We start from the raw sequence: 23049 nt of genomic DNA on the forward strand, positions 1-23049 counted from the left end.
TACTGCTATTTGTGGGAGAGTATGTCACCGCCTTTTTTTTAAACCCTTCATCATTTATTTGGTGAAGGGTTTTTTTGGTTTGCCGTGCATGGTAAAAAACTAGACGGTGCAAGTCCGCTATGAGGGTTTATAGCTACCTATCATTGGCTAGCGGTGAAACATAAAACATATAGAGATTAGTTTCAGGCTTCCTTTAATCCTTTTGATCTAATCTTGGTGCCAAATAAACCTTTATTCCCCAAGCCATTAAAAAGGTGGTGATAAGAGAAAAACTACTATAGAGCACAGCAACCAGACTTATATCCTTATTTTTAAAAACCTGATTGGCTATAAATAAGGCCAAGACACTATTTTGAAGTCCCATCTCAATGGCTACCGTATATGCTGATTTATGGTTTAAACGAATTCGTCTTGAGCTAAGGTAACCTGTTAGTATAGTAGTAATATTCAATATGAATAAAGGAATGAATAGATTAATATGATTGAGGTAATTTACTTCCTGTTGAGATTCATCAAAAAAGATGACAGTCAAAAAAGCTATTAACATAATGGCCGGAAGGATATATTTCAACGCATGATGAAATTTATTTGTGAATTTATAACCGTAATATTCATTGAGCAATATTCCTAGGCTCACTGGAATAATTACTGTTAAAAAAATCTCCTGAAAAGTATCCGTAAATTTTAGTTGGACATCATGGAGATCACTGCCTAGCAGGGGAAAACTTAACTGCATTACAAGAGGAATGCTGAATACGATTATAAAACTATTGAATGCAGTAAGGGAAACCGATAGGGCGACTTTACCCTTTAACATCTTTGTCACCAGGTTAGATGCAGTGCCGCCTGGACAAGCCGCCAGGAGCATAAATCCGATTTTATAAATCTTATCCATAGGCCAATAGTAGACCAGAGCGAATGTGATTAGAGGTAAAAGGATCATCTGATTGCTTAGCCCTATGAATATGGCTTTTGGATCCGTAAAGACCATTTTGAAATCCCTGAAACATAATTCTAAGCCTATCCCCAACATGATAAGGGAGATAGAAAGCGGTACAATAAAATTAACAATCTCCTGCATAATAGTTTTTACTGGGATATTAAGGTGAAATTAACAACTCTTAAATATTTTGTACCTTCATAGGTATATGACTTAAGTCATAAAATAGAAGGGTAATACCCGGTAATTTTACAATTAATTAAATATCTAATAATTATGAGAAGTTTGCTAAAAACAACTGGAATTTTTGCAGCAATGCTGCTAATGTTTTCTTGTGGAAATTCAGAAAAAAAAGAAAAAGATGAAATTCGTTTAGACGATTACCAAGAGGCGCCTGCACCTCAGGAAAAATCCGTCTCTGAGGAATCACAGAACGATAGTGGTGATGACCTTTCTAACAAAGGAATTGGACCTATTGAGAATGTTGATTTAGGAGATGGTATAGATGCAGATATGGCATCCCGAGGAGGAGACATCTTCAAGAATATGTGTTCTGCATGCCATAAGATGGATAAAAAATTTGTTGGTCCTCAAATAGCTGGAGTAACCGAAAGACGTTCTCCTGAATGGATTATGAACATGATTCTTAACCCTGAAGAGATGATCAAAAAAGACCCTATCGCGAAAAGGCTATTGATTGAATCGAACATGGCAGTAATGGCTAATCAGGGACTTGCGGAAGATGAAGCTCGGGCGATTCTTGAATACTTCCGTCAGTATGATGAGCAAAACTGATGCTCCTCATATTTTGCTAAGGTGGTATGCTATACATTCGCAACAAATTAGCTCTTTAATTGAATAAACCTAACTAAACCAACAAATAATGAAATCAATTTCTTTTTTAATGACGATTTCTTTGCTAATAAGTTCATTCGTGCTTATTGGATGCAAAGATAATACCGCCGATGAAAGTGAGGCTGCTACCACCGCTAATGAAACCAGTCTCGATGCTGAATCCAATAGAGGTCAGGCCTTTATCGATGACGATAGTGAAACCCCAAATGCTTTACGCTTGGCCATGGATAGTAAGGATCATACCACCCTGGTAGCAGCAGTGGAAGCTGCTGATGTGCAGAATGCCTTGGTCAATGTTGGACCACTAACTGTATTTGCTCCAACAAATGCTGCCTTTGATAAATTACCTGATGGCACCGTGGAAGATCTTTTAAAGCCAGAAAATAAATCGAAATTGGCCTACATCCTAAAAAACCATGTGGCTCCGAGTAATTATCCTATTGATATGCTTGAGAAAAATATAGAAAAGGGGCGTAGCCTTTATATGGCTTCAGGAGAGAATGTAGATGTTAGTAAAGAAGGAGATGATATTATTGTAGGTGGTGCTAAGATAATCGGTACCGTTAAAGTAAGCAATGGGTGGGTCCATGTCGTTGAAGATGTCATTTTGCCAAAAGAGTAATCAATCCAATTTTTAAACAATAAATTAAAACCCAATCTAATGAAGAATATTTTTAAAATCGCAGTCCTGGGTATTCTGGGACTTATTATCCAATCATGTGGCAATGGTGGGTCTTCGGATGAAAAATCAGGAGCCATTACCTCCAATGCTGCAGAGCGTGTATACGTAGCACCCGGAGAGCATGATGAATATTATGCATTCCTGTCAGGAGGTTACAGTGGTAACCTTACCGTATACGGCTTACCTTCAGGAAGAATGCTAAAAGAGATTCCCGTTTTTTCTCAATTCCCAACCAATGGTTATGGGTACTCTGAAGAAACCGTTCCAATGTTAAATACTTCCTTTGGATTTGTACCATGGGGAGACTCCCACCATCCCGATATTTCTCAAACAAATGGTGAACTTGATGGACGCTGGATATTTATCAATGAGAATAACACTCCAAGGATAGCACGAATTAGCCTTGAGACATTCGAGACTGAAGAGATTATCGAGATTCCTCACAGTGCAGGGAACCACTCTTCTTCTTTCATAACTGAAAACACTGAATATGTAGTGGCTGGAACCCGTTTTTCTGTTCCATATCCACAAGAGGATATAGCTATTGATCAGATGAAAGGTAATTTTAAAGGCCCTCTTACCTTTATCGCTATTGGCGAGGATGGAAGAATGAATATTGATTTCCAATTAAAAATGCCAGGATTTAATTATGATCTCTCGCACCCTGGACGTGGTGATTCTCATGGCTGGTTTTTCTTTACCACTTATAATACTGAGGAAGCCCATACCATGCAGGAAGTAAACGCTTCCCAAAACGATAAGGATTTTATCGCTGCTGTTAACTGGAAAAAGATCCAGGAATATGTGCAAAATGGAGGGGGAGAAGAAATCGATGCTGAATATGCACATAACGTTTTTGATCATAGTACACAGGCTGCTACCACTACTATGAAAAATAAAGTTCTTACCGTTGACCCAAGAGAAGTTGAAGGTGCGGTATTCTTTATGCCAACTCCAAAATCTCCTCATGGTTGTGATGTGGATCCTTCAGGAGAATACATTGTAGGGAATGGTAAACTTTCCACTGACCTTACAGTTCACTCTTTCTCCAAAATGCTCACAGCGATTGAAAATGAAGATTTTGAAGGTGATGCTTATGGAATTCCAATTCTTAATTTTGAATCTACACTTGCCGGGACTGTAAAAGAAGGAGGTCTAGGTCCACTACATACTGAATTCGATGGTAAAGGGAATGCTTATACGACTTTCTTTATCTCTTCTGAAGTGGTTAAATGGAAATTAGGTACTTGGGAAGTGCTCGATAGGCAACCAAGTTACTATTCTGTCGGTCACCTTATGATCCCTGGTGGTAATTCAAGGGAGCCATTTGGGAAGTATATGATCTCTATGAATAAAATCACTAAAGATCGTTACCTGCCCACTGGACCTGAATTGGAACATTCAGCACAGCTTTATGATATTTCCGGAGAAAAAATGGAACTTCTTCTGGACTTTCCGACTCACGGAGAACCTCACTATGCGGCAGGTATTCCGGCGGACAAAATCAAATCAAAATCTCAGAAAATCTACAGGCTTGATGAGAATGAGCATGAATATGCGGCTACCAGTGAATCGGAAACAAAAATGGTTCGTGATGGCAATGAAGTTCATGTATATATGACTACAGTGAGAAGCCACTTCTCTCCGGATAACCTTGAGGGTATTAAAGTAGGAGATAAAGTATTCTTCCACGTGACTAACTTAGAGCAGGATTTTGATGTGCCACACGGCTTTGCTATGATTGGCGCAAATACTTCTGAGCTCCTAATTATGCCGGGGCAGACAAAAACTATTACCTGGGAACCCAAAAAAGAAGGGGTATGGCCATTCTACTGTACCGACTTCTGTTCAGCTCTTCACCAGGAAATGCAAGGATATGTAAGAGTATCCGGACAAAATTCAAATGTACCATTGAAATGGACTTTGGATGATGAAGAGATTAATTAGTTTATTTAGTTGAAAACTGGTTGTTTTTTAGATTGAGAAAGGCGGGTGGATGGAAAATTTACCCGCTTTCTTTTACAAATCCCCTTAAAAATGAAAAAATCAGGAATATTAATGGTAATAGGTTCCGTGTTGTTACTCGGCCTGTTTATCTATCCGCTCTGGAATATACAATTAGAAGCACCACAGTATCCAGATCCTCTGGGGATGAATATTTATATCAGTGGAATCCAGGGTGAAGAGGAATTTGATATACAGAATATAGATGGGATCAACCACTATATAGGGATGAAGAAGATTCCTACTCCTGCAGAAATGTGGGAATTCAATACCTTTCCCCTTGTAATTGGAGGGATGGCTGCTCTTGGCGCCTTATTGGGAATCCTAGGCTTCTTTAAGGTGATCGGACCGAACTGGTTCCTTGGCTGGCTTATCCTTATGACAGTTTTGGGAATTCTAGGAATGTTGGATTTTAATAATTGGCTAACAGATTACGGTACTGACCTTGATCCAAAAGCGATTATGAAGTTAACCGATTCAGAAGGAAACCCATTGAGCTACAAACCACCGCTATTGGGATCTCAAAAAATTCTGAACTTTACAGCACATTCCTATCCAAAGGCTGGTGCCTATTTGATGTTCGCAGGAATGTTATTAACTTTAGTGGCCTGGTGGACCGGAAAGAAAGCCACAAAAAGGCGAAGCTAAAGTAAAATTAAAGCTATGAAAAAGATAATTTACCTCTTTTTGCTGGGGCTGTTTATTGCATGCAGTAATGAACCCCAACCCATTGACTATGGCAACGATAACTGTGATTTCTGCGAAATGACCATAGTGAGTCGAGCCTATTCCGCACAGGCTGTAAGCCAAAAGGGAAAACAATATAAATATGATGCTATTGAATGTATGGTTAATGACCAGCTCCAGCATAATTATGATATGGCTGTATTTCTAGTGGCTGATTTTGAGAAGCCGGGGGGCATGATAGAAGTGCACAGGGCCAACTTTGTGATAAACGATAGTATTAAATCTCCTATGGGTGGAAACCTTGCCGCTTTCACGAATGAAAGTCCTGCTGTTGCTGATGAATCAGAGGGTATCTTTAACTGGGAAGAATTAATGGCCCATTTCCTTCAAAATGATTCATTGACTACAAGCCAACAGTAATATGAGCAGATTATTCATTCTTTTTTTATTTTTAGGATTATCAGCAATAAGCACCGGGGCTCAGGAAATCGAAGTCTGTAAAAATTGTGAAATCCGGACTATTCAAGCCGCCGTTGATAAGGCTGAAGATGGTGATATTATAAGGATTAAGGAGGGAACCTATAAAGAGCACGACATCACGATTATTGATAAATCTCTTACCATAATAGGTGAAGGATTTCCCGTAATAGATGCCGAAATGGAAGGAACCGCAGTAAGCATAAGAGCGGAAAATTTTTCTATCGAAGGTTTAAAGATTATCAATGTTGGGAAAAGCCATACCAATGATTTTGCAGGTATCCTGGTTTCGAACTCCACCAATTTTGAGGTTAAGAATAACAGGCTTGACCAGGTGTTTTTCGGTATCCTGGTAGAAAGGTCCTCCGAAGGTATTATTTCCAATAATAAAATCACCAGTAATGCCGAAAATCAGTATACCTCGGGAAATGGCGTTCATATATGGAAGTCGGAGAAAATAAAGGTAAAGAATAATGAAGTAATTGGTTTAAGGGATGGTATTTACCTGGAGTTTGTGAATAATTCTCAGATCCTTGACAACCTTTGTAAAGATAACTTACGTTATGGGTTGCATTTCATGTTTTCCGATCATGATCTCTATAAAGGTAATATCTTTGAAAATAATGGTGCCGGAGTAGCTGTAATGTACTCCAAATTTATTGATATGCAGGAGAACCAGTTCAGAAAAAACTGGGGCAGTGCCTCCTATGGTCTTCTTTTGAAAGAAATCAATGACTCAGAATTAAAAAATAATATTTTTGAGGACAATACCATAGCTATTAGTGCCGATAACACCAACCGAATAGATTATATCGAGAACGACTTTAAGAATAATGGCTATGCAATAAGAATACGTGGTGCGGTCTATGATAATAACTTCCAAAGGAATAATTTTTTGTATAATTCTTTCGATGTGGCCTATACCGGTAAACTCAATGACAACAAATTCATCAATAATTACTGGAGCGGTTATACGGGCTATGACCTGGATAAAAATGGGATAGGAGATGTTCCTTTTAGGCCAGTCACTCTTTTTTCTTACCTGGTAAACCAAACTCCCGAGGCGATCGTTCTGTTAAGAAGTATGTTTATAGATATGCTTGATTTCTCAGAGAAAGTTTCTCCTATTTTTACGCCGGCTGACCTTATCGATGAACAACCCCAAATGAAAAAAATCCAATGGTAAATATTACAAATCTGCATAAAAAATTTGGTTCCCTGGTGGTACTAAATGGACTTGACCTTCAAACTCCGGAAAGTGGGATTATTGCGGTTTTAGGCCCAAATGGTTCAGGGAAAACTACGCTTATAAAAAGCATCCTGGGGATGGTTGTGCCGCAAAAGGGTGAAATTGAAGTGAATGGACAAAGGGTGAAAAAGCACTGGAATTACAGAAAAGACATTGATTACCTGCCCCAAATTGCTAATTTTCCTGGCAATCTAAAAGTTTTGGAACTCATTGATATGATTAAAGACCTTCGCGGAAAGCAAGCTAGGGACAAGGAGCTTATTGATCTTTTTAAACTAGAACCTTTTCTGGATAAAAAACTCAGTAATCTTTCGGGTGGAAGCAAGCAGAAAGTTAATTTGGTCTTGTGTTTTATGTTCGATAGTCCTTTAATTATTTTGGATGAACCCACATCTGGGCTGGACCCCGTTTCACTTATTCGGCTGCGAAAGCTTATTGAGCAGGAAAAAGCCAAAGGAAAAACTATTCTTATTACTTCTCATATTATGAGTTTTGTGGAAGAGATTTCTGATAGGATCGTTTTTCTCCTGGAAGGCAGGATCTATTTTAATGGAACTGTAGATGAACTAAAAACCTCAACCGGGGAGAAGGATTTTGAACACGCCATTGCCAACATTTTAACCGAGAATCATGCTTAAAATATTAAAATATAGTTTTTACGATTTATCTCGTAGCCGTTGGAGTTATGTATATTTCTTTTTTTATCTGCTTTTAGGGGTGGTGTTGTTATTTTTGAATAATGATCTTTCTAATGCGGTAATTACGCTAATGAATGTGATTATTATACTGGTCCCCCTTATCGGAACTATTTTTGGGGTCATGTATTTTTACAATTCTCGAGAATTCACAGAACTTCTCTTGGCCCAACCTGTTAAAAGAAGCTCAATATTTTTGGGACAATACCTGGGAGTAGCCATTTCCCTATCTGCAAGCCTTATCCTGGGCTTAGGTTTGCCCTTTATTATCTACGGTTTGTTTCAGTCCGGAGCAATTTGGGATTTTGCTTCTCTTTTGATCTCTGGGGTGTTTCTCACATTTATTTTTACCGCTATAGCCTTTAATATCGCTTTGTCTTATGAGAACAAAATAAAGGGTTTTGGTCTGGCAATACTAGTATGGCTTTTCCTGGCCGTAGTATATGATGGGCTCTTTTTACTGTCACTGGTTTATTTTCAGGATTATCCGCTGGATAAATTTTCCCTGGTGGCCAGTATGCTTAATCCTATTGATCTATCCAGAATTCTTATCCTACTAAAACTGGATATTTCAGCTTTGCTGGGTTATACTGGGGCGGTCTTTAAGCAGTTTTTCGGTACAGGTTTAGGTGCATTTACCTCAATCTTTGTTCTCATTCTTTGGGTGATATTACCTGTTTGGAGAATAAAGTGGCTGGCTTCAAAAAAAGATTTTTAGAAAAAGAACCTTTTATGACTGTGCTCATATATTTTTCTATGTTAAGATGAGATCTTTACATCGTGATTTAGACAGGGAAATATGTACACCATAAAACATAAAACAGTTGCCGAGTTGGTTACTGACAATATTAAAAATGCTCATGTCTTTAAGAAATACGGAATTGATTTCTGTTGCGGTGGAGAAGAAAAACTAGAAACTGCATGTAAGCGGAGAAATGTAAATCTTGAAGAGATTGAAAGGGATCTACTTAATGCTTATAATACAGGAAGCAGGGAGTATAAATACAGTAGCTGGGATCTAGATTTTTTGTCCGATCATATAGTAAATGTTCATCATCAATATGTGGAAGAGAGTATACCAATGTTGCTTAATTATTGCGAAAGGGTAGTACGTTCTCACGCCAGCCAGTATACTGAGCTTAAGGAAATAGAAAAATTCTTTCATCTTTTAGCAGGTGATTTAAAAACTCATCTTAAAAAAGAAGAATTAATTCTCTTTCCCTTTATCAACAAGATGGTTAAAGCTGAAAAAGAAGGAACAAAGGTAGAGCGTCCTCCTTTTGGGAATGCTAGTAGTCCGGTAAAGATGATGGAGGAAGAACACGAAAATGCAAGTAATCTTATAAGGAAAATAGCAGAATTGAGTGATAATTTCACTCCTCCTAAGGGCGCCTGCAATACCTATAAGGCTTTTTATTCAAAATTAGACGAATTTGAAAAGGATCTGTATTTACATATCCACCTTGAAAATAATATACTTTTTCCCAGAGCCATAGCTTTGGAAGAGAAAGTGATAATTTAGTTTAGTGATTGCAAGCCGGCTGTTTCAAAGTGAAACATTTTGCTTTGAGGCAGCCATTTTTGAAGGATCACCCATTGTTCATTAGCGATTTAAGGAGACAATGGAAACGTATTTAAGATTAGTTTAGTGATTGCAAGCCGGCTGTTTCGTGGCTCGCAGGTAAAAAATTGATAAAACTTTACTGCCCCAATAGTATCGATCAATAAGCCTGTTGCCCTGGAGCAGCCTTTTTGTTTGTGTCGCTGAGTCCTTTAAAAGGAATCCTTTTCCGATTCTAATTTTGCTATCTTGCGAATTTAATGATCGCCATAAGAAAGCATATCATCTTAGCCTTAGGTTACTTTTTTTTGGTAGCCCTCCTGGGTGTGGTTTTAAGACTTTTTTCCTTTTCTGATGTCCCGGCGACTTACAGGTTTTTAGTGCATACGCATTCTCACGTAGCCCTGTTGGGATGGGTGTATGTGGGACTGACCAGCCTTATCTATGTCCTTTTTCTAAAAGATGCCGGGGTAGATAAAGTTTACCGCAGAATTTTTTGGTTTACTCAATTAACAATATTAGGAATGTTGTTAAGCTTTCCTTTCCAGGGTTATGCCCTCTTTTCCATTATATTTTCGACGCTTTTTCTTTTGGCTAGTTACTTCTTTGCCTGGATGATTTTTACCAAAACACCGGAAGTTTTCAAGTCATATTTTTCCTATAAGTGCATACGCGCATCCCTTTTCTATATGATTATTTCGAGCATAGGCCCATGGGCTCTGGGAGGAATAATGACTGCCTTGGGGAAGACCTCAATCTGGTATAATTTGGCAATATATTTTTACCTTCATTTTCAGTATAATGCCTGGTTTATTCTCGCCTTATGTGGAATACTTTTTTTTATTGTAGAAAGTAATAAGCTGGAAATTTCCAGAAGAAACTTTAGAAACTTTTTCATCTACATCAATATTGCTATTGTCCTAACATTTTTTCTCTCAGTTCTTTGGACCCAGCCTAATGCTGTCTTTTATAATCTTGCTGGAATAGGTGCTGTTGTCCAATTATTTGCAATTCTAAAGTTATACAATATCCTGAAATTTGCAGGTCTGAGAAAAGTCCTCACCCCATTTTCAAATTATCTCTTAAAGATCGCAGGATATTTTCTTCTGGTAAAAATACTTGTCCAATTGTTGTCGGCCTTGCCTTATTTTGCTGATTTAGCCTATAAAACTCCGGATTTTGTTATTGCTTACCTACACTGGACCTTTTTAGGCATCATAAGTCCTGTTTTGTTTGTTTTATTGAAAGAATTTAAAACAATGAGACTTCCCAAGACGGGATTCTGGATATTTTTTGCAGGTTTTATCTTTACAGAACTTATTATAGTATATCGTGGCTTGGCAATGTGGCAGCGGTGGCAGATGCCCGAAGACCTTGGGGTATATCTTTTTCTGGGAAGCTGTCTCTTTCCAATTGGGATAGGCTGGATCCTGCTTAACAATGTTAGAAGCCAATATTAACGATATACCTTTCTTGATTTTATCTTTAGTTCTCCTTTTTTCTCCAGAGATTTTGTGGCCCTGATGACTGTTTCCACCCTAAGACCGGTTAAGTCGGCTATTTGTTGGCGGGTAAGATCAACCTTATATGAAAAAGGCTCCTGCAGTTTGTGAACGTGTTTTTTTAGGTAATCCAGTAAGCGCAAGATACGGTGTTCTGGTTCCTGAGTAGAAAGTTCTGAAGCTATTATCGCTTTGTAGTAAAGACGACTGGCCAGGGTTTTAGTCAGGCCCAGGTGGATCTCAGGATGGGAGGAAAGCAGATCCAGAAATTTTATTTTATGAAGTTTCAGTAGTACAGCATCAGTGATGGCTTCGGCATTTGCTGGATATTTTACATCAGCCAGCAAGGGTGGTTCACCAAAGCTCTGCCCGCTAAAGAACATTCCCTGAACAAATTCTTTTCCGTCGTAATTAAAATTGTTCATTTTAACTTCCCCTGAGATGACCTGGTAATAATTATTAGCGTTTTCGCCTTCGGAAAAAATAACTTCCCCCTTAGGATATTCTACCCGTTTAGCTCCAAAATCCTCCAATACCTGAACAGGAATCATAATTATTTTAGTTTAGGATGCATACAAAAATATGAGAAAATAAAGGATTTGCAGGTTATTAAAAAAATGAATTTAAGAATGGACAAAATGAACATTAAAATATTAATATCTCTGTATGCTTTTTAATACGATCAAAGTTAAAACGAAGCTTATTATTCTATTTTGACAGGATGCGTCATATCTTTGAGGAAAATGAAGATTAAACTTCACCGGATGTAAACGGCGAAATCTTTTAACAGAAACCGATAAATTAAGATATGAAGCGATCAATATTATTTTGTTTTATCTGCTTTGCAGTTGTAGGAATAACCCTTGGGCAGACGATAGAATCTCCGGATGGGAATCTGGAATTGAATTTTAGCCTGCAGGAAGATGGCACTCCTCTTTACAGTTTAAAGTATAAAGGGAAAGAAGTAATTAAAACCAGTAAGTTGGGACTGGAACTAAAAAATGAGGAACATTCTCTTTTAGATGGTTTTGTAATTGAGGATACCCAGACAACCCATTTTGACCAAACCTGGGAACCTGTTTGGGGTGAAGAAAGAGAAATCAGAAACCATTATAACGAGCTTGAGGTTGATCTTTACCAAAACCAGACCAACAGGGAAATGGTATTGCGATTTCGTTTATTCGATACAGGACTAGGTTTTCGTTACGAATTCCCACAGCAAGACGAGTTGGGGCATTTTGTCATCAAGGAAGAACGAACGCAGTTTGCTATGGCAGGGGACCATAACGCCTTTTGGATTCCCGGCGATTACGATACACAGGAGTATGATTATATAGAATCAAAACTGTCGGAGATACGAGGAAGAATGGAAAAGGCAATTACAGCTAATCTTTCACAAACTTCCTTCTCAGACACTGGGGTGCAAACCTCTTTGATGATGAAGTCCGATGATGGACTTTACATCAATCTACACGAGGCGGCACTTATTGATTATGCTACCATGCACCTTAACCTGGATGATGAGAAGATGATTTTTGAATCCTGGTTAACTCCAGATGTAAACGGCGATAAAGGTTATCTGGTTTCCCCAACTCAATCGCCATGGCGTACGGTGATTGTGAGTGATGACGCAAGAGATATTTTGAGGTCAAGGATTACCTATAATCTTAACGAACCTCTTGCCATAGAAGATCCCTCCTGGATTAAACCCATGAAATATATCGGTGTCTGGTGGGAGATGATCACCGGAAAAAGTGCCTGGAATTATACCGACGAATTTACCGCAGTTAAACTTGGAGAAACGGATTTTGAAACTGCCAAGCCTAATGGTCGTCACGCTGCCAATAATGAAAATGTAAAAAAATATATCGATTTTGCTGCCGAACATGGATTTGATGGAGTCCTGGTCGAAGGCTGGAATGTAGGATGGGAAGATTGGTTTGGTCATTCAAAAGATTATGTTTTTGACTTTGTAACACCTTACCCTGACTTTGATGTCAAAATGATCCAGGAATACGCCAAAAACAAAGGGGTGGAAATGATTATGCATCACGAGACCTCGTCTTCTGTTAGGAATTATGAACGGCACTTGGATACGGCTTATGCTTTTATGAAGCAACATGGTTACAATGCGGTTAAAAGTGGTTATGTAGGCGATATTTTGCCAAGAGGTGAAAACCACTATTCGCAGTGGCTCGTGAACCACTACCAATACGCACTTGAAAAAGCAGCGGATTATAAGGTTATGGTTAATGCTCATGAGGCGGTGCGTCCTACCGGCATTGCCAGAACTTATCCAAACCTTATCGCTAACGAATCGGCACGGGGGACGGAATACCAGGCCTTTGGAGGTTCTAAACCAAATCACGTTACCGTTTTACCATTTACGCGCTTGATCGGAGGGCCGATGGATTACACGCCGGGAATTTTTGAAATGGATATAAGTAAGCTGAACCCAGAGAACGATTCTCATGTCAATAGTACCATTGCCAATCAGCTGGCCTTATATGTAACCATGTATTCTCCCCTGCAAATGGCCGCAGATCTTCCCAAGCATTATGAGCAGTTCCCCGATGCCTTTCAATTTATTAAGGATGTAGCTATTGAGTGGGAGGAAAGTATTTATCTGGAGGCGGAGCCCGGTTATTATCTTACCATTGCCCGAAAGGAAAAAGATAGCAACAATTGGTTTGTAGGAAACGTCAACGGAAAAAACAAGCGCATCTCAGAGATTTCTTTTGATTTCCTGGATAAGGATAAATATTATATCGCAAAGATATATTCGGATACGGAGAATTCACATTATAAAGATAATCCTCAATCTTATAAAATAAGGGAAGTTCGTGTAAACCATGAATCTAAGCTTTCACAAGCATCAATGCCTGGTGGAGGTTATGCTATTAGTATTATGGAGGTTAGTAAAGATAAAGCAAGGGAGGTTGAAAAATTGTAGAATTTTCATAATTTTCACTCAATTTTAAGCCTAGGAGGTTATTCCTAAAGTGTCTCACGGAAACCCAATAAGATCAAGCAATATTAATCAAGATCCCGTCAAAGCTCATTCTTCGGCGGGATTTTTTTATGCCATTTGTAACCCGTCTTAAAGACGTATTGCAAATTTTCTGGAAGTCTTCTTAAAAGACCCAATTAAATTATGCTCCTTCCTTTTAACCGGTACTTTACATGTTTATTTTATGCTATTGATATGGGGAAGCCTGTGGCAAATAATATCAATATAGATGCTCTGCTATAATGAGGTTGTCCTAAAAATACCTTGTCTTGAGAAAAAATTCACTAATTTGAGGTATCATTAGAGAAGCCTAAATCTATGCAAAAACTACTCCAGGTAAAAGTTGCCTTGCAGATCCAAAAATCTGCTGCCGAAGTATTTGAAGCAATTGTGAATCCTGAAAAAATGAAGTCTTATTTCATTTCTGAAAGTACTGGTCCTATGGAGGAAGGGAGAGTTCTGGTTTGGATGTTCCCGGAATTTAAGGAGGAAGTTCCTGTTCGCATCCATAAGATAGAAAAGAATAGCTATATCTCCTTTTATTGGGATATAGACCAAGAAGAGTTGCTTACCGAGATTGAATTGCAACCTGCCGGGAATTATTCAACTGTAGTTCATATTACTGAAAAAAGTAGGCCGAATGATGAAATGGGAATCCAGTGGTTACAAAATAATACCGAGGGCTGGGCAAATTTTCTTGCATGCCTGAAGGGCTATCTTGAATACGGAATAAATCTAAGGGAAGGCGGGTTTGATTTTTTGCAAAAATAATTCAATCAAAATCAAGTTTCTGAAATAATTACCTAAGCATGTAAAGCAATTGATATTCATGTCTGCATCTAATTTCGTAGAAAAAACATTTAAAAAATTCATTCCGGCGCCTTTTACCTTGGCGGTATTACTTAGCTTAATTTCTTTAGCTATCGCTTTTTTATTCACCGGGAACAAAAGCGGAGAGTCAGCAATGCAGATCCTGGGATTCTGGCAATCCGGAATGTGGGATCCGGCGCTGCTGGTCTTTATGGTGCAGATGATGCTTATTCTTGTCCTTGGTCACGTTCTGGTGCTCAGTAAACCTGTTGCCTGGTTAACTAATCAGCTTACCAGAACAGTCACAAGTAATTCAAGTGCGGTGATTACTGTATCGGTTTCCACAATGTTGGTAGCTTTTTTCAACTGGGGTCTGGGGCTTATCTTTGGAGCAATTATGGCTAGAAAAGTGGCCGAAGCCTCGCAGGAAAGAGGCTTTCCAATCAATTACCCACTTGTCGGGGCCTCTGGGTATGTTGGTTTGATGGTTTGGCACGGAGGCATTAGTGGCAGCGCGCCTTTAAAGGCTGCTGAAAACGGGCATCTGGAAAGTCTCTTCCCAGGTGGAGACCCGGACCTGCTTGCCCTGCTACCTGATAGTATTCCTACTGATACTACTATATTTGCAATTTGGAACCTAAGCATTTTTGGTGTTTTACTCTTACTTATACCTCTTGTACTGTATCTGGTTTCGCGAAAAGCCGGAACTTCTTCCGTAAAACTAAAGACCAGGGAGAAGGTGACTCCAGATCGGGTAATTACGGGCGCGGAAAGGCTGGATCATTCCAAAGGGCTCCGAATGATATTTGGTTTATTACTGTTGATGGCCTTCCTCGCCAGTTATTCAGAACAGTTAATTAATGGAAACTTGACTCCTAATATGCTCAACTTTCTGATGCTCTGCTTATGTATCCTAATGCATGATTCTTTCGCCTCTTTTCTGAAAGCTTTGGAAAAAGCTATAGTAGGAGCCGCAGCCATATTGATACAATTTCCCCTGTATTTTGGGATTATGGGTGTGATGCGAGAAACAGGATTGGTTGCAGATATTGCAAACTTTTTCGTGGGCTTTGCCTCGGATGTCAGCCTGCCGGTGTATAGCTTTTTCAGTGCAGGTCTTGTGAATATTTTTGTGCCAAGTGGAGGCGGCCAGTGGGCTGTTCAGGGACCAGTGGTTCTTGAGAGTGCTTTAAAGCTTGGTGTGCCACTGAACAAAGCCGTGATGGCCCTGGCCTATGGTGATCAAATTACCAATATGCTACAACCTTTTTGGGCTTTACCATTGCTGGCAATCACTAACTTGAAGGCCAGAGATATCTTGCCTTATACTCTAATACTTATGGTGGTGGGAATCCTGGTATATGTTACTGGTTTATTGCTTATTTGAAGAATTCTGAAGAATTTACAACCTTGATTATCTTGTTGAAATCAGAAATTAATATATTCCTTATCTTGGAACTTTATTAAAATTCGTGAAAATGGCTGAAACCCCTAAAAATAAACCTATAAAAAGGCATAAAGCCATCCAACCCTTAAGCCGTGAACATCACCAGGGCCTTCTGCTTTGCTGGAAGATTGGCAAAGGATTGGAAAATGGCATCGAAACCTCGCGGATAAAAACTTATCTGGAGTGGTTTTGGGAAAATCATCTGAAGTTTCATTTTGAAATCGAAGAAAAATATGTGTTTCCAGTGCTAGGGAAAGATCATAAGTTAATAGTCCAGGCTTTGGAAGAACATGAACATCTCAAACAATTATTTAAGGCTGAGGAAGATCCAATTCTTACCCTAAAAGCTATTAGAAGAGACCTGGAAGCCCATATCAGGTTCGAGGAGCGTATCTTATTCAATGAAATTCAAAAAGAGGCTTCCGAAAAGGATTTTCAGACACTTCAAGAACATCACGATCATGAAATTTCCTGTGGCATTTGGCACGATGAATTCTGGAAATAGACAACCATATGCCTATAATTCCATGTAACAAATGTTACTTCCGAGAATGCACAGGTTTTTCAATTCCTTCAGATAAATAGGTAAATCACTTATTCCATTCATTAGAATAACCTTTGAAAGGCTTGATTTCAAAGACCTTGGTTTAATAATATCTTTTCTTCTTTTCCCCGCTTTTTATAAAATTCTTCGAAATTATACCTTTTTGCTTAGGTAACAAGGGTTACAGGCTTAGCCTATACAGCGGCTTATTTTTGCCAACAAATAAAGTAACCCATGAAACAATATACATTCATTTTCTTATTAATAATACTAACAGGAAGCTTTCTCTTTGCTCAGGAAACAGCACCTCTCTCTAAGGAGGAGGTTTTAAACAGGGTTCTGGAAAATAACCGAAGCTTAAAGATATCTGAACAGGAGTTTTTCCAGGCAAGAGCAGATTACCGGCAAACAAATGCAGTGTTTCTGCCAAATTTAAAAGCTTCACATACTGGTTTTACTACAACTAATCCTTTGATGGCCTTTGGCTCTAAACTCAATCAGGAAATACTTACCCAAAGTGATTTTAACCCTATGTTGCTCAATGACCCGGAGCGGATTAACAATTTTGTCACCAAGATAGAGGTAGAACAACCACTAATTAATGTGGATGGTTTCCTGCAACGCAGGGCTGCTAAATCAAAGATGCAGGCCACCGAATTACAGGGAGATCGAACCCGGGATTACGTGCTTTTGGAAGTAGAAAAGGCTTATATGGAACTTCAGTTGGCTCATAAGGCAGTTGCCGTTATGGAGAAAGCCCAGGAAGCGGCTTTGGAGAATAAAAAACTGGCCGATAACAGTTTTAAGCAGGGCTACCTTCAGCGTGCCGATGTGCTTGCTGTGGCGGTTCGCGTTAGTGAAGTGAATAACCAGTTGCAAATGGCAAAAAGCAACGTGCAAAACGCATCAGATTATCTTTCCTTTCTGATGAATGAAAAAACCGGAAAAACCTGGATACCATCAGACCAACTTGAGGCTGAAAATCTATATTCCGCAGAAAACCTGAGACTTTCTGAGGATCGTGCCGATATCCAGGCTATGGAATTGGCCACCGATGCTTATGAGAAAATGAATAAGGCCGATAAAATGGCTTTTCTTCCCCGGCTCAATGCCTTTGGGAGCTATGAGCTTTATGATGAGGATGTATTCCATGGTGCAGCCAGCGGATATATGCTTGGTGCCGAATTAAGTTGGGATCTTTTTAAGGGAGGCAAACGCCTGGGAAAAGTGCAGAGGAGCAAAGCAGAATTAGAACAATCCAAATTGGAGCTCGATCAATATAAGGCGAAGAGCCAAATGGAGATCAATCGGGCCAAACGCAATGTAGAAGATCTTTATGATAAGATGATCCGCAGTAAGCTGGCCGTAGACCAATCAGAAGAAGCTTTCCGTATAAGAACCAACAGGTTTGAACAGGGGCTTGAGAAAACTACAGATCTTCTCCAAACTGAAACCCAATTTCAGCAAAAACAACTGGAATATTTTCAGACGATCTTCGAATATAATTTCGCGAAGTCTTACCTGGAATTTTTAACAAAATCAGAATAATCACGAATTAAATATAATCTCCCGTAGGGAGAAGAAATCAAACTAAAAATGAAAACAAAAATAATACTCACTTTAGGACTGGCAGCAACATTATTTATTAGCTGCGGCGATAATGAGAAAGAAAGCATAAAAGAAGTTGCGGCAATCCAGATAACCACTAAAACGCCGGTTTCGGCTTCAAAAGGGAACTTAAATATAAGTGGAACCGTGGAAGCAGAAAACAATGCTACATTAAGTACCCGGCTTATGGGGTATATCAATAAAGTATACGTAAAAACAGGGGACAGGGTTAATAAAGGCCAGGTTTTGGTATCCATTAACAATTCGGATCTTCAGGCCAAGCGATCTCAGGTAGAAGCCGGAATAAATGAAGCTACTGTTGCTTTTCAAAATGCTAAAAAGGACTATGAACGTTTTCAGGCATTGTTTGCAGAAAACAGCGCATCACAAAAAGAAGTAGACGATATCACTGCCAATTATGAAATGGCTAAAGCACGATTGGAATCAGCGAAGGCAATGAAAAATGAGGTAGATGCCCAATTTGCCTATGCCAATATAAGGGCCCCTTTTAGCGGAGTGGTAACCAATAATTTTGTTGAGAATGGAGATATGGCCAATCCCGGAATGCCTTTAATCGCTATTGAAGCTCCCGGAGATTTTGAGGTTCGTGCCAGTGTGCCAGAGTCCTCAATTGGAGCAGTAAAAACCGGTGAAGAGGTTGAGGTTCTTATCAAATCTCTTGACCAGGTTTTAAGAGGAAAAGTGGTGGAGGTAAGCAGTTCTTCCAGTAAAACAGGGGGTCAATTCCCGGTAAAAATCGCTTTGGAAAAAACCGAGCTTCCTGTAAAGTCAGGGATGTATGCCACAGTTCTTTTTCCAATTGAAGCTGATGAAAATACACAAGGGCCGGTTACTGTTGCTAAAGAAGCCCTAATCACACAAGGAGATCTTCACGGGGTCTATACGGTGAGTCAACAGAATACCGCGATGCTTCGATGGCTGCGATTGGGACGCAGCTATGGCGACCAGGTAGAAGTGCTTTCAGGGCTTAAAGCAGACGAATCCTATATAATTTCTGCTGAAGGTAAATTGTACAACGGCGCAAAGGTGAAATTGTAATTCAACCTGAAGTAATTAATCTGATATTATAAAAAATGTTCTTCTTTTTTATAAGGGGAATGAAAAAATATAAAAATGAAAGAAGGTTTAGCAGGAAAAATAGCCAGGGGCTTCATAGACTCAAAACTCACCATTTTACTGATGGTTGTGTTTATGGTAATTGGCGTTTACAGCTCATTTTTGATTCCAAGAGAGGAAGAACCTCAGATAGACGTGCCAATGGCCGATATTTTTGTGGGTTATCCCGGGGCAAGCCCAACTGAAATGGAATCCAGGGTTATAAAGCCCTTGGAGAAAATCGTCTCCAACATCAAAGGAGTAGAGTATGTTTATTCTACCTCAATGCAGGAACAAGGGATGGTGATTGTACAATTTTATGTAGGAGAAGATATAGAAAGATCTTACGTGAAACTCTACAATGAGATCATGAAACATATGGACCAGATGCCGGAAGGGGTTACCCCACCCATGGTAAAAACACGGTCTATAGACGATGTGCCTATGTTGGGTTTAACCTTGTGGAGTGAAAATTACGACGATTACCAGCTAAGGCAAATAGCCAATGAAGTAAACCACGAGATTAGCAAAGTGACAGATGTTGCTGCAACTCATAGAATGGGAGGCAGGAATAGGGAGATTCGCGTGGTGATGGATAAAAATAAAATGGCTTCGGCAGGAGTTGATTTGTTAGGAATCAGCGAGAAGATAAAAGCCAATAATACCCAGATGAGCTCTGGAAGTTTTAATCGAAACGATACTGAATTCCTTGTAAATACCGGGAGTTTTTTACAAACCACTGATGATGTTGAAAATCTGATTGTAGGAATCAATCAAAATCAACCTGTTTATTTAAAGCAGGTAGCTCAGGTACTGGATGGGCCCGAATTGCCTTCGGAATACGTTAATTTCGGGTTTGGACAAGCCGATCCTGCAATAGCTTCAGATTATCCGTCCGAATATCCGGCGGTAACCATTTCAGTTGCCAAAAGGAAAGGCGCTGATGCAATGAAGATTGCCGATTTGGTACTGGAAAAAGTGGAACACATTAAGACCACTATAATACCTTCAGATGTACACGTAGAGGTAACCCGTAATTACGGTGAAACCGCTTCTCATAAGGTTTCAGAATTATTACTGCATCTTATTGGAGCAATAATCGCGGTAACCATAGTTGTTATGCTTGCAATGGGCTGGCGTGGTGGTTTGGTGGTATTCCTTTCGGTACCGGTAACTTTTGCGCTAACCTTGCTCAGTTACTACCTTTTGGATTATACCCTCAACCGTATTACTCTTTTTGCTTTGGTGTTTGTAACCGGGATTGTGGTTGATGATTCGATCATTATTGCTGAAAACATGCACCGGCATTTCAAGATGCGTAGGCTTCCCTTTAAACAGGCCGCACTCTATGCGATAAACGAGGTAGGTAACCCGACAATTCTGGCAACTTTCACGGTGATCGCCTCAGTATTACCGATGGCTTTTGTAAGCGGGCTGATGGGGCCTTATATGAGCCCGATGCCTATTGGGGCTTCTATCGCTATGATACTTTCACTTTTTGTGGCGCTTACCATTACTCCGTACCTGGGATATTTGTTCCTTAGGGAAAAGGGAGATAAAAAAGGTGAAGCTCCTACTGAAGGCAAACGGCTCGAGGATTCCAGTATTTATAAAATTTACAAAAGGCTGGAACAACCACTTTTGGATAGTCCGGCTAAACGTTGGTCTGCCCTTGGTATTACTTCTGTTTTGCTTGTAGGTTCTGTATTGATGTTCTTTACAGAGACTGTTTTAGTGAAAATGTTACCCTTCGATAATAAGAACGAGTTTCAGGTAGTGATAGATATGCCTGAGGGGACCACCTTAGAACGAACCGCTGTAGTGACTAAAGAGATTGGTCAATATCTTTCGGACCGTCCTGAAGTAGTGAATTATCAATCTTACGTTGGAACTTCGGCCCCCATAACCTTCAATGGTCTGGTACGTCATTATGACATGCGGGGAGCTTCTAATACTGCTGATATTCAGGTGAACATCACAGACAGAAGTGAGCGAAGTGCCCAAAGTCATGATATTGCAAAATTATTGCGCCCAGATATTCAGAAGATCGCCTCAAAATATGGTGCGAATGTAAAAGTCGTTGAGGTTCCCCCGGGACCACCGGTGCTTTCTACTATTGTTGCTGAGATTTATGGGCCCGATTATGAAAAGCAGATCGAGGTGGCTGGAAAAGTTCAGGGTATATTGAACAACACCACCGATGTCGTAGATGTAGACTGGATGGTAGAAGCCGATCAAACAGAATTCGTTTACGAGATAGATCGTGAGAAGGCTATGCGTTACGGAGTAGCCCCTCAACAAATTGTTTATACCTTAAACTCAGCCTTAGGAGATAATGCAATAACACATCTATACGATGAAGAGGCTACTGAAAGAGTTGCCATTCAACTAGCCCTTGATGAACAGGAAAAAGCAAGTCCGGAGGCAATAGCCCAACTGGAGATAGTTTCTGCCCAGGGGAATATGGTGTCGGTTGGAGACCTTGTGAACATTAAAGAGAGCACGCTTGATAAAAGTATTTATCGCAAGAACCAAAAGCGAGTAGTTTATGTACTTGGAGATATGGCAGGAACCCTGGAGAGTCCTGTATACGCCATTCTTGGTATGGAAGAAAAATTAAAAGAGATTCCATTGCCAGCTGGTTATACGATGAATGAATTGTATTTAGAGCAGCCAGAAAGAGAAGATGATTATACCGTGAAATGGGATGGGGAATGGCAAATTACCCTGGAAGTTTTTCGGGATCTTGGAATTGCCTTCCTTGGGGTTATCATCCTTATTTATATGCTGATAGTTGGTTGGTTCCAGGACTTTAAAACTCCAATTGTAATGATGGTGGCCATCCCGCTATCCATGGTAGGAATTGTGTTGGGGCACTGGATTTTGGGAGCTTTCTTTACCGCAACTTCCTTTATCGGGATGATTGCTCTGGCGGGAATTATGGTGCGGAACTCCGTCTTGCTCATAGACTTTGTTAATTTAAGGTTGGAAGATGGAATTCCTCTTAAGCAGGCCATCATTGAAGCCGGGGCAGTTAGGACTACGCCAATCCTGTTAACTGCCGGGACGGTGGTAATTGGTGCCTTTGTGATTCTTTTCGACCCAATTTTCCAGGGTCTGGCAATTTCTCTAATGGGAGGAACCATTGGTTCTACTTTCCTTACTCTGCTGGTGGTTCCTGTTGTGTATTATCTGCTGGTAAGAAAGAAATATCCTGAAGATAAACAATCGGCCAGAAGAGCTAAGATTGAGGAGGATGAAACAAAGGAAATTGATGGCTAATTGTTGTAAATTTAATTGGAAGATTAACCACAGTGTTTTTAATACTGATATAAATATAAACCGATGAAATTATTAATGGTAACTACAGTAGCGGAATACCAGAAAGGAGTATTGAAACTTTTTAAAGAAGCTGGTATTGAAGCCTTCAGTACCTCTGAGATAGATGGCTATAAAAGTAATGATTCCTTAATAGCTACCCAAAGCTGGTTTCCCAGTGAAAAAGGAGGAAGTGAATCGCTATTGTATTTGTCTTTTACTAATAATAAAAAGATAGATGAGTTTTTTAAGCTTGTTGAAGAATATAATAAACACCTGGAAACAGATAACCCGATACGGGTTGTTGTATTGCCAGTAGAAAGAGCAATTTAGGAGGGATCCTGGATTTTGCAAGGAGGAGAAAATGAAAGGAGTTAATATTAACTCCCAAATGATCTTTTCTCATATTAATTAGGTTTTTTAGGCTAGAGGCCGCTTCCGGAAATAGGAGCGGCCTTGTTTTTTGTTGGATCAAACTCAAAAGTTGTGTGTGAATTAAAATAATAGTTTGATTTTTGCTTTCTAAACAAGAAGCATTGGATCC

20 protein-coding genes are annotated in these 23049 nt (G+C 39.5%); 18 read left to right on the plus strand and 2 right to left on the minus strand.

Features of this window, described 5'->3' with window-relative positions; all coding sequences use genetic code 11:
- Positions 1–193: 193 nt before the first annotated feature.
- Positions 194–1081, minus strand: coding sequence for a bile acid:sodium symporter family protein (locus ACW6NC_RS15760; protein ID WP_457867486.1), 888 nt, complete (start codon positions 1079–1081; stop codon positions 194–196).
- A 135-nt stretch (positions 1082–1216) separates the two neighbouring features.
- Here ACW6NC_RS15760 and ACW6NC_RS15765 point away from each other — a divergent pair, with 135 nt between their 5' ends.
- The 10 genes from ACW6NC_RS15765 (at position 1217) to ACW6NC_RS15810 (ending at position 10610) form a co-directional block, all read left to right on the plus strand.
- Positions 1217–1735, plus strand: coding sequence for a c-type cytochrome (locus ACW6NC_RS15765; RefSeq protein ID WP_457867488.1), 519 nt, complete (start codon positions 1217–1219; stop codon positions 1733–1735).
- 88 nt (positions 1736–1823) lie between these two features.
- The gene (locus ACW6NC_RS15770) at positions 1824–2417 is read left to right on the plus strand and encodes a fasciclin domain-containing protein (protein ID WP_457867490.1); all 594 of its coding nucleotides are present in this window, start codon (positions 1824–1826) and stop codon (positions 2415–2417) included.
- A 39-nt stretch (positions 2418–2456) separates the two neighbouring features.
- Complete coding sequence (nosZ, locus tag ACW6NC_RS15775) at positions 2457–4424, plus strand: Sec-dependent nitrous-oxide reductase (RefSeq protein WP_457867492.1); 1968 nt, start codon at positions 2457–2459, stop codon at positions 4422–4424.
- 90 nt (positions 4425–4514) lie between these two features.
- Positions 4515–5129: a hypothetical protein gene (locus tag ACW6NC_RS15780; protein ID WP_457867494.1), complete on the plus strand. Its 615-nt coding sequence runs from the start codon at positions 4515–4517 to the stop codon at positions 5127–5129.
- Positions 5130–5144: 15 nt separating this feature from the next.
- Positions 5145–5588 carry a nitrous oxide reductase accessory protein NosL gene (locus ACW6NC_RS15785; protein ID WP_457867496.1) on the plus strand — a complete coding sequence of 148 codons (444 nt, stop codon included), beginning with the start codon at positions 5145–5147 and terminating at the stop codon, positions 5586–5588.
- Between the two features lies 1 nt (position 5589).
- Entirely contained in the window at positions 5590–6831 is a 1242-nt protein-coding gene (locus ACW6NC_RS15790) for a nitrous oxide reductase family maturation protein NosD (protein WP_457867498.1), read from the plus strand.
- Complete coding sequence (locus ACW6NC_RS15795) at positions 6825–7532, plus strand: ABC transporter ATP-binding protein (protein WP_457867501.1); 708 nt, start codon at positions 6825–6827, stop codon at positions 7530–7532. Before ACW6NC_RS15790 ends, ACW6NC_RS15795 begins: the two co-directional genes overlap by 7 nt.
- Positions 7525–8307 carry an ABC transporter permease gene (locus ACW6NC_RS15800; RefSeq protein ID WP_457867503.1) on the plus strand — a complete coding sequence of 261 codons (783 nt, stop codon included), beginning with the start codon at positions 7525–7527 and terminating at the stop codon, positions 8305–8307. The genes ACW6NC_RS15795 and ACW6NC_RS15800 overlap by 8 nt, the downstream gene beginning before the upstream one ends.
- A gap of 81 nt (positions 8308–8388) precedes the next feature.
- A complete protein-coding gene (gene ric, locus ACW6NC_RS15805) occupies positions 8389–9111 on the plus strand; it encodes an iron-sulfur cluster repair di-iron protein (protein WP_457867505.1) in 723 nt (240 codons plus the stop codon).
- A gap of 299 nt (positions 9112–9410) precedes the next feature.
- A complete protein-coding gene (locus tag ACW6NC_RS15810) occupies positions 9411–10610 on the plus strand; it encodes a hypothetical protein (protein WP_457867507.1) in 1200 nt (399 codons plus the stop codon).
- On the opposite strand, the gene ACW6NC_RS15815 is transcribed toward ACW6NC_RS15810, so the two are convergent.
- Positions 10607–11203 (minus strand): Crp/Fnr family transcriptional regulator, encoded by a 597-nt coding sequence (locus ACW6NC_RS15815; RefSeq protein ID WP_457867508.1) that lies wholly within the window; start codon positions 11201–11203, stop codon positions 10607–10609. The two genes, ACW6NC_RS15810 and ACW6NC_RS15815, sit on opposite strands and share 4 nt — an antisense overlap.
- Before the next feature lie 257 nt (positions 11204–11460).
- On the opposite strand from ACW6NC_RS15815, the gene ACW6NC_RS15820 reads away from it, so the two are divergent.
- The 8 genes from ACW6NC_RS15820 (at position 11461) to ACW6NC_RS15855 (ending at position 22838) form a co-directional block, all read left to right on the plus strand.
- Positions 11461–13605: a glycoside hydrolase family 97 protein gene (locus tag ACW6NC_RS15820; protein WP_457867510.1), complete on the plus strand. Its 2145-nt coding sequence runs from the start codon at positions 11461–11463 to the stop codon at positions 13603–13605.
- Between the two features lie 375 nt (positions 13606–13980).
- Positions 13981–14433, plus strand: coding sequence for an SRPBCC domain-containing protein (locus ACW6NC_RS15825; protein ID WP_457867512.1), 453 nt, complete (start codon positions 13981–13983; stop codon positions 14431–14433).
- 58 nt (positions 14434–14491) lie between these two features.
- The gene (locus tag ACW6NC_RS15830; RefSeq protein WP_457867513.1) at positions 14492–15859 is read left to right on the plus strand and encodes a short-chain fatty acid transporter; all 1368 of its coding nucleotides are present in this window, start codon (positions 14492–14494) and stop codon (positions 15857–15859) included.
- A gap of 91 nt (positions 15860–15950) precedes the next feature.
- Positions 15951–16424 (plus strand): hemerythrin domain-containing protein, encoded by a 474-nt coding sequence (locus tag ACW6NC_RS15835; protein WP_457867515.1) that lies wholly within the window; start codon positions 15951–15953, stop codon positions 16422–16424.
- 273 nt (positions 16425–16697) lie between these two features.
- The gene (locus ACW6NC_RS15840) at positions 16698–18011 is read left to right on the plus strand and encodes a TolC family protein (RefSeq protein ID WP_457867517.1); all 1314 of its coding nucleotides are present in this window, start codon (positions 16698–16700) and stop codon (positions 18009–18011) included.
- Between the two features lie 48 nt (positions 18012–18059).
- Positions 18060–19130, plus strand: a complete 1071-nt coding sequence (locus ACW6NC_RS15845; protein WP_457867519.1) for an efflux RND transporter periplasmic adaptor subunit — start codon at positions 18060–18062, stop codon at positions 19128–19130.
- A 75-nt stretch (positions 19131–19205) separates the two neighbouring features.
- Complete coding sequence (locus tag ACW6NC_RS15850) at positions 19206–22469, plus strand: efflux RND transporter permease subunit (RefSeq protein WP_457867521.1); 3264 nt, start codon at positions 19206–19208, stop codon at positions 22467–22469.
- 63 nt (positions 22470–22532) lie between these two features.
- Positions 22533–22838, plus strand: a complete 306-nt coding sequence (locus tag ACW6NC_RS15855) for a hypothetical protein (protein ID WP_457867523.1) — start codon at positions 22533–22535, stop codon at positions 22836–22838.
- Positions 22839–23049 lie beyond the last annotated feature (211 nt).

The organism is Salegentibacter profundi (assembly GCF_054121475.1).